The sequence below is a fragment of the Methylosinus sp. KRF6 genome, assembly GCF_018887255.1.
GTDB classification, from domain to species: Bacteria; Pseudomonadota; Alphaproteobacteria; order Rhizobiales; family Beijerinckiaceae; genus Methylosinus; species Methylosinus sporium.
Genome location: NZ_JAHLJF010000023.1, coordinates 1 through 7,984, shown reverse-complemented (window position 1 = coordinate 7,984; position 7,984 = coordinate 1). Strand labels below are relative to the sequence as shown.

Here is a 7,984-nt window from a genome sequence, read left to right as displayed (position 1 = left end):
CCACGTCATTCTCACTTGCCCGGCGCGCCTGTAGACAAAATTTGCGACAGAACCCCTTTGCTGGAGAAACAGTTCCGTGCTCGCAAGCGCGCGATCGGATCCAGCTGGCGTCTCGATGAGACCTACGTGAAAGTCAAAGGCAGCTGGAAATATCTGTATCGGGCGGTCGACAAAGCGGGTGCGACGGTGGATTTCCTGTTAACGGCGAAGAGGGACTGCAAAGCGGCGTTGCGCTTCTTGCGCAAGGCGATCGGCCAGCATGGCGAGCCGGAGAAGATCACGATCGACAAGAGCGGCGCCAACACGGCGGCGATCGAAAGCTACAATGCGGAGCATGAAGCGGACATCGAAATCCGCCGCATCAAATATCTCAATAATATCGTCGAACAGGACCATCGAGCGGTGAAGCGAGTGACGCGGCCGATGTTGGGTTTCAAATCATTTCGATCGGCTGCCGCGACGCTTTCTGGGATCGAGCTGATGCATATGATCCGAAAGGGGCAGATGCGAACGACGAACGAAATGCGCCCCGCGCAGCAATTCTATTCCCTCGCCGCCTGAGCCACGTCATTCTCACACGCTCATCGCGGTCACAAACAAAAATTTGCGACAAAGCCCGCTGTTTCTCGCTCACCGGTCCCCCGCCGAGACCTCGTCGACGCTCAGAACTTCGTCGTTAGTGAGGAAAGATTCCTACGAACAGGGTGCGGGCCGAGCGGCAGAATCATGCGAGCAGACAACTTTCATGTGAACGGGGGGAATGCAAAGCTTGTCCACGCTCGCGCGCCACAGCTCCCCTACCGGCGTATACCGATCGAATACTGCGTCTGATGGCTCCAGCCTATCGAAGCCGAGCTTCTCATAGTGATCTCGGACAAGTCCATTGCGAGGCGTCGGAATATACTCTCCGATGATATCCCGGACTCCTGCTTCCCGGGCGCATTTCGCGATCTCATGCAACACCGCGGCCTCGACTCCGCGCTTCAACACTCGACACGACATCACCCAGAGATCGATATACGCAAAGGTCCTGTTGCGTCGCAGTACGACGACGCTGATTATGCCGTTGTCGCCGAATGCGTCGGTAAGTCTGAATTGCAGCCCGATCGATGCAGGATCTCTACTTATGTCGTCGACATCGTCCAGCTGATAGCGCCGCGTGGTCAGATTGAACTGGTTCGATTTGGATATCAATTGAGTGATCCGCACCTTACCGAGCTCATCGAAGCGCGACACGGTCAGCGTCATTTCTAAAGACCGGAGGTAATCGTCGTAGTTTCCGATTTGCGACAGCATTTCGGCGCGGCGCGCGTTGTCTTGATATGATTTGGCGCGATCGAGATCTTCTGCGTTCAGTCGCGGATTCTCGAAGTAATGCGCCGCTGACAGACAGGCCGTGTACCAAGCTGGATCATCGGGTAGCTCAGGAACCGCCACCTCGGGCAACTCCCGTCTGACACGCGCACGTTCGGCAGGGTTGTCATCGACGAACACGAAGGCGTCGAGACCAAGATCCAGCGTTTTGGCGATCGACACGATGTTCGACGCCTTGTCGCTCCAATTCGCCTGAAACACCGCGATGTGATCTTCGCGGAGCAACATCTCTGGGTGTGCACGAAACGGTTCGCGCGCGATGGCGTCGTCGTTCTTCGAGCAGACAGCGAGAACGATTCCGCGGCGCCTCAGCTCCAAAGCGTGACGCTGAAGCGCAAGGTGCGCTTCACCGACAGCATCTCCCTGTCCGATGACGATGCCTCCTATGCCGTCGTCTCCAATGACGCCAGACCAGAGAGTGTTGTCCAGATCGAGAATGAGCCCGCGACGCGCCTTTCCAAAAAGTCCCGCGAGCGTCGCGCACAAATGATCAGCAACGACGGGCGCCAGACGAATGGCGAAGGGACTCTTGGTAGAATGCCGTGAAACGGGATCGCACCACTGCCGTCGACCGATGGATGCAGCCAAATGATCCAAATCCCATACGACCGCCTCTCCGCTCTTGGCGAGATCGATGATCTGCATGTTCACATCATTGATGAAGCGACGCGTCGAGCCATCCACTATGATATCGCTCGCGTTCAAATCATCGTCGGGGTCGTATACAATCGTAGATAGAACGATCGGGCACTTGAAGCTCTCGCGCGCGCTATGGAGCGTACGCTCGATCAGATTGCGGGCCGCGAGCACTGCCTTCTCATGCGCGCTTTGATTCATTAGTTCCGAAGCTGCCGCGAACGCCCCGGCGTCGAGGATCAGAACGACCGCGTCCGTCCCCTGAACGACTCCGCCCTGCGCATCGAAGACATTCTGGAAAAGAGATCCATATTCCCCGAGTTGGACGTCGATGGAAAGCCCGTGCCTTAGCCCTGAACCACTGAGGCAGTCGGTCAGAAAGTCGAGCGTGCGGTTGCCGAGAACGCCGACGCTCAGCGACCTGAACTGAGAAAGTTGCGCCAGCCCGAATTCCGTTCTGCGCAGATCGCCGACAGCCGACTTCAGACGTCGCAACTGCGAGGAGTTGAGGCGAAACGACGACAGCCTTCTGAGCTCACGAGCCGGCGACGCAGAAAGAGAAAGGGACGACAACTCGTCCGAAAAGCCGGCGTCCGGCTCAGAAAGCCAAAAAAGAGTCGAAGGGTCAAATCTTTGACTAATCACCTCAGCCCTCCAAATAAAACAGAGCTTTCGACCTGTTACGCGAAAGCAGCTCTGTTTTCAATTCGAGGTTAATCCTTAATGAATGGATTGTTTGACGAAGCCGACACACCGAGAGCGAGCGAGATCGCGGTGGCGCTGCGAGAGCTTCTCATTGCAGGAGATGAAAGCGACCGTGCAGCGGATTCTTCGGTTCAGCCTTCGAGAGCCCGACGGCCGACGATGTTGCGAGTGGTTGAAGTCCAAGATGGCCCAACAGTCGAACTGCGCCCGGGCAATCTGCTCGGGAGGATATCGTCGCCCACCCCGAATATGAGTATCCCGAACCCGCATATCTCCATCTTGGCAGAATCGAATGAATCACTTTACGACAAAAGCCGTCACTCGTCCGAAGAGATCGCCGAGGCCAATCCCTTTTTCCTCCCAATTGATGGACATCAATGAAACGACGAGCGCCACGTAAGTGTTGGTCATCACCACTTTCAAATATCGAAATCCGGGCGCTGTGGACCATGGACCCTTGTCGAGGCGGTAATGACGCACCACCGCGTCCGCATAGTGTTCGACTACGAGGGCGGCTCCAAACAGGAATCCGATCGACCAGAATTGCCAACCATTGCCATGCCACCAACCAATTAGAAGAAACACGACCATGAACGAAACAGCCACGGCATGGATCGGAGGCAAGCGCCGGAAATGCCGCACGAGGAAACCAACCAGCGGCGAAAAGACAATGTCACGCATCCACTCGGATAGCGAGACATGCCATCGTTTCCAGAATTCGGTGCAGCTCGTCGCGAGATACGGACGATCGAAGTTCTCTTTGACGAGGATTCCCATGAGAGCCGACATCCCGATCGAAACGTCATTGGCTCCGGAAAAATTCGCGTAGAGGAAAACATAGAAGCCGAACGCCGCGAGGACGAGCTCCAAAGGCTGATGCGCTCGATAGTCGGAGAGATAATTGTCGGCCGACATCTGTTGAAACACACCCGCGATCACGACGAATTTGACGAGACCTTTCAGGATACGCAGTCCTGCCTCGCTCACCGGCGGCGGCGCGTACTCGGGCAATCGATTGAAGGACGCATGAAAGTAGCTGAATGGAGAGATCGGCCCCAACAAATAAGTCGGGACAAAAAACAGATGGCAGAGGTACTGATCAAAAGGCACAGAGCACACGCGCTTGAGTTGGACCTCCCACACGAGATGCGCGACTCTGAAGCTGAGATATGAAAGGCCTACGATCGTAAAGATCCCGAGCGACTTGGAGAGACACAGCCAAAGGAGTGGCGCGAAGAAGGCGAGCTGCCAATAGGACTGCTCCAAACAACGTGCTTTTTCGATAACGACCCAAATCGCAGCGAGCGCCAGCACAGACAGTCCAAACGCGATTGCGCCCTTCTCGTCCGACGCGAAAAATAAAATATACGTAAACCCCATATTCAGGACAGCGAAAGAATAGCCGCGAAATTCGCCTTTTGGCAATGCTCGGCATATGAATATCGCGGCAGTGCAATAGATCACCGCGTAAATCGCTGTTGTCGAAAAAAACAGGCTGGACATCAGAACCCACCATAGACAGCACCAGGATTCAGGCTATCGGGCGAAATTCCGGCGAACAGCCCGATTGTGACCAGAGCGAGGACCACGAAGCCGATGAGCAGAAACTGTCGCATCTAGTCATGAGCCTTGCTGATGGTGGTCGCAAGAAACGGCATGATCGCCTTGGCGATCGCATATGCGTTTTGCTTCGCTCCATTCGCGTTCAAATGGCTCTCGTTGTAAAAATAATCCTTCATTATGCCAGCATCCCCTGTCCCGAACGTCGAACGGAGCGTTGCGTATAGAATAGGAACGCCGAGATCGCGAGCTCGCCTCGGGATCGACACGCTATCGATTTCATCGGACCGCATCAGCGGTTGCCGCAACAGGACCAGATTCGCTCCGTGCTTTTCGCACAGTTCTCGAATAGCCGGAACATACGCCATCTCGAAGTCGCTGAGCGATTCTTCGCCGAACCGCAAATCTTGGAATGTGGGGTCGTTATGCGACACGAGCGTATAGCCGTCGACGCCTTCTCTTATCCCGACCACATGGAAGTTCTTTTTCTCCATACCGTCACGTGATTGGAAGCCGCGCTCCGCCAACCACGTCCCATGTGTCTGTTCCTCATTCTCGCCAACCTCGCGCCACCATCGGTAGCCCTGGAGAACCTGTCGTCCCGGAGGAAAAGCCAATGCTGAAAGAAGTCGAAGCGATATGAGACTCATTTCGGCGTAGTTCGTCGCGGCCATACGCAAATTGGCGAGGCTCAAACCCGGGTCGGCCGTCTGCAATCTCCGCAAGTATTTCGTCGCCGAATGCGAAGATTCTTGACGCGGCCCGAGCGGCAACACGACAAGCTTGACGCTTCGATGCCGGAAAAGCTCGCTCAGATAAAGATAGGCGAAATCGAAGTTGGCCCAGGTCATGGCGACCGTAGCGGAGGTTGCAGAGACTCCGCGTCGAGCGATCTCATGCTGTAATACCGAGTGATCGATGTTGGTCAAGGTTTGCGAATGACCGACAAAGAGAATGTCCAAACTCGAGGAATCGGACAAGGCAATCTTCGAAAGCCAGTCCGACGGCCCGGTTCGGCGGGACATAGTTTGGTACCGAACGTCTACCGGCACGAAGAACGAGTTGACGACTGGAGCGAAAAGGACGAAGAAAAGGACGACGACCCAACTCGCGAGATGGGAAATGCTTTGGAATGCGAGTTTCATTTTAGGAAGCATGTCGACGTTCTTCCTCACTGAGCGCTCAGCAATTCTATCAGCCCGAATCCAGGAACCAAATGGAAGGACACCAGTCGACCGCCGAATAGGATTGCTGGGCGTGGCGGCGAGGCCAAGGTGACACGGAAGCCGGAATTCTCCAGCGAGACTAACGCCCGATCACGATCATCCACCTCGTAACATGTATGATAGATGAGCTGATCAAAGCGTTTCAGCATCTGAGAGAGCGGACCATCGCCTTTGCCGAATGTGACGATTTCGACGGAGGGAGCCCCCGTCTTCTCGCACATGCGAAGCCGAACGTCCTGTTCCAGATCATAGACGAGCGGTCCGCAAACATAGCCCATCCACGTCAAGAATTCCGCAGCCGTCTCGTCGGAACGGACCGCGAGACCCATATGGTGGAAACGGAGATGGAGCGGCGCATCTTTCATGGCTTTCGGAGAACATAAGCGACGTTGATCGAAAGCTTCTGCGTCATCGCCTGCTCCAGCGTCGCTCCGTCATGAGGCAGGCGTAGATCCCTCTCGATTTCGAGGCCCGATCGCACAATGACAGACTCCAACTCCTCCACCGTGCGCCAGAGATAAATGTGATCTATGGCCGGAGCGTTTATGCAAGTGGTGACGTAGATGAAAGCGCCAGGGCGAGCGAGTTCCGCGATACGGCCAAGGAACAACTCCGGGCTTTCGACATGCTCCAGAACTTCTCCCATCACGATAGCGTCGAACGACGCGCGAGGGAGTGTTTCCGCAACCAAGAAGTCACAATGATACAAAGAAACTTTGGAAACGGCGTCCGGTGTGAAGAAACGGATCAATGCGCCAGTTTGCGCAACGCTCGCCTGTGAAATATCGACTCCGGTAAAGTCGTCATACGAACTCTGTGACACGGCCGTCATCATATAATAACCGTGGCCCGGCCCGATCTCCAGGTAGGCGCCGCGACGGTCGCGCGGAAGATGCCCGGCGAAAAATCGGGCCATCTCGACGTGGTTCGGCCAGAGGAACGCGGTGATGACCAAACCATACATGTAGCGGTTCATGTAATCAGAATTGTTGTAAACGAACTCCGCGACTTGTTCGAATGTCGAATGCCTGTACCTTCCGTGCCGGAAGAAATACATCTGCTCTGCGATCGTATCCTGCACGACGGTCAGGTAGCTTTCTGCAATATAGTCGATGGAGGTGCCGTTTCCGGCGCAAAAACAGAGGTACTGTTCGAAACGATCCATTTCGTCGGGGGCAAGCCCCGCCAAGGCGCGGCCAACGAACACGCTGTGCATCGGATTCTTCGCCGCGATTTCCGCGATCAGCTGCGGCGCGAGCACGAGGTTCGAACGAGGTTTGTCCAAAATCATCTTTGAATCCGATGTTCGACGCTCTTGGTCGAGCGGTCTGCGCGGTTATTGCCGCAAATGATCCATGACACGTCGAGCGAGTTCGCCGACATTCTGAACGCCTCCGATTTCGACCGTCTTGAAGCGAATGCCGAACTCTTCCTCGACGCGCAACATCAGCTGGATATGCGCAATCGAATCCCAGCCCGGAACATCGGCCGCCGTTGTCGATTCACGCAGTTGAAGCCCAGCGACGCCGAAGTGTTCGGCTGCGATCCCGCTCAGCTTGAAAAGGATGTCGTTCACATCGGCAATAGCCATTCGAATATCCCCTCGAAGCAAAAGACCACGCAGAAAGCGGCGATTTCAGAAATCCCAAAGATTTGGTGAGGCTACCAGCGGCGCGATGGCAAATCAAGTAGACTGGACGTGATGAGCTCCTACGTATTTGCACCCGCCGACCTTGTCGCAGCGGGTCGTCATGCGAGCGACGACGCTTGACGATGTTCTCGCGACCGCGAAGCCAGGCCCGGCGCATGCCGCCGCGATCCAGCGCATGGGCGAAGCTGCGTTCGACCAGTTCGCCGCGCTTGCGCATGGCGGCGCGTCCAACGCCCGATTTCAGTCGCGAGCGGTTGGCGTAAACGGCGTCGCGCGCTTCTTCGGGCTTTGTCGCAAATTTTTGTTTGTGACCGCGATGAGCGTGTGAGAATGACGTGGCTCAGGCGGCGAGGGAATAGAATTGCTGCGCGGGGCGCATTTCGTTCGTCGTTCGCATCTGCCCCTTTCGGATCATATGCATCAGCTCGATCCCAGAAAGCGTCGCGGCAGCCGATCGAAATGATTTGAAACCCAACATCGGCCGCGTCACTCGCTTCACCGCTCGATGGTCCTGTTCGACGATATTATTGAGATATTTGATGCGGCGGATTTCGATGTCCGCTTCATGCTCCGCATTGTAGCTTTCGATCGCCGCCGTGTTGGCGCCGCTCTTGTCGATCGTGATCTTCTCCGGCTCGCCATGCTGGCCGATCGCCTTGCGCAAGAAGCGCAACGCCGCTTTGCAGTCCCTCTTCGCCGTTAACAGGAAATCCACCGTCGCACCCGCTTTGTCGACCGCCCGATACAGATATTTCCAGCTGCCTTTGACTTTCACGTCTCACGAATCCCCTCATTTTTTCTGACTCATTTTTGCCGCGGCGCTTCGCGAAAC

The 7,984-nt window shown here is 55.7% G+C and carries 8 protein-coding genes and 1 pseudogene; 2 read left to right on the top strand and 7 right to left on the bottom strand.

Annotated elements, in window-relative coordinates; translation table 11 throughout:
* Positions 1–561: IS6 family transposase (locus tag KP010_RS22155; protein WP_216281855.1), on the top strand; the 561-nt coding region annotated here is incomplete at its 5' end.
* 132 nt (positions 562–693) lie between these two features.
* Here the strand turns inward: KP010_RS22155 and KP010_RS22150 are convergent.
* From KP010_RS22150 to KP010_RS22125, 6 genes are all read right to left on the bottom strand, one after another.
* On the bottom strand, positions 694–2,655 hold the full coding sequence (locus KP010_RS22150; RefSeq protein ID WP_142864612.1) for an HAD family hydrolase: 1,962 nt from the start codon (positions 2,653–2,655) through the stop codon (positions 694–696).
* A gap of 357 nt (positions 2,656–3,012) precedes the next feature.
* Positions 3,013–4,218, bottom strand: a complete 1,206-nt coding sequence (locus KP010_RS22145) for an MBOAT family O-acyltransferase (RefSeq protein WP_142864611.1) — start codon at positions 4,216–4,218, stop codon at positions 3,013–3,015.
* A 113-nt stretch (positions 4,219–4,331) separates the two neighbouring features.
* Positions 4,332–5,420 (bottom strand): hypothetical protein, encoded by a 1,089-nt coding sequence (locus KP010_RS22140; protein WP_142864610.1) that lies wholly within the window; start codon positions 5,418–5,420, stop codon positions 4,332–4,334.
* A 26-nt stretch (positions 5,421–5,446) separates the two neighbouring features.
* The gene (locus KP010_RS22135; protein ID WP_142864609.1) at positions 5,447–5,866 is read right to left on the bottom strand and encodes a VOC family protein; all 420 of its coding nucleotides are present in this window, start codon (positions 5,864–5,866) and stop codon (positions 5,447–5,449) included.
* On the bottom strand, positions 5,863–6,792 hold the full coding sequence (locus KP010_RS22130; RefSeq protein WP_142864608.1) for a bifunctional 2-polyprenyl-6-hydroxyphenol methylase/3-demethylubiquinol 3-O-methyltransferase UbiG: 930 nt from the start codon (positions 6,790–6,792) through the stop codon (positions 5,863–5,865). The genes KP010_RS22135 and KP010_RS22130 overlap by 4 nt, the downstream gene beginning before the upstream one ends.
* A 45-nt stretch (positions 6,793–6,837) precedes the next feature.
* The gene (locus tag KP010_RS22125; RefSeq protein ID WP_142864607.1) at positions 6,838–7,092 is read right to left on the bottom strand and encodes an acyl carrier protein; all 255 of its coding nucleotides are present in this window, start codon (positions 7,090–7,092) and stop codon (positions 6,838–6,840) included.
* Between the two features lie 160 nt (positions 7,093–7,252).
* Here KP010_RS22125 and KP010_RS22120 point away from each other — a divergent pair, with 160 nt between their 5' ends.
* Positions 7,253–7,480 (top strand): hypothetical protein, encoded by a 228-nt coding sequence (locus KP010_RS22120; protein ID WP_185966632.1) that lies wholly within the window; start codon positions 7,253–7,255, stop codon positions 7,478–7,480.
* Positions 7,481–7,492: 12 nt separating this feature from the next.
* Here KP010_RS22120 and KP010_RS22115 read toward each other — a convergent pair.
* Positions 7,493–7,927 (bottom strand): annotated as a pseudogene (locus KP010_RS22115) (IS6 family transposase); the annotation flags it as partial.
* Positions 7,928–7,984 lie beyond the last annotated feature (57 nt).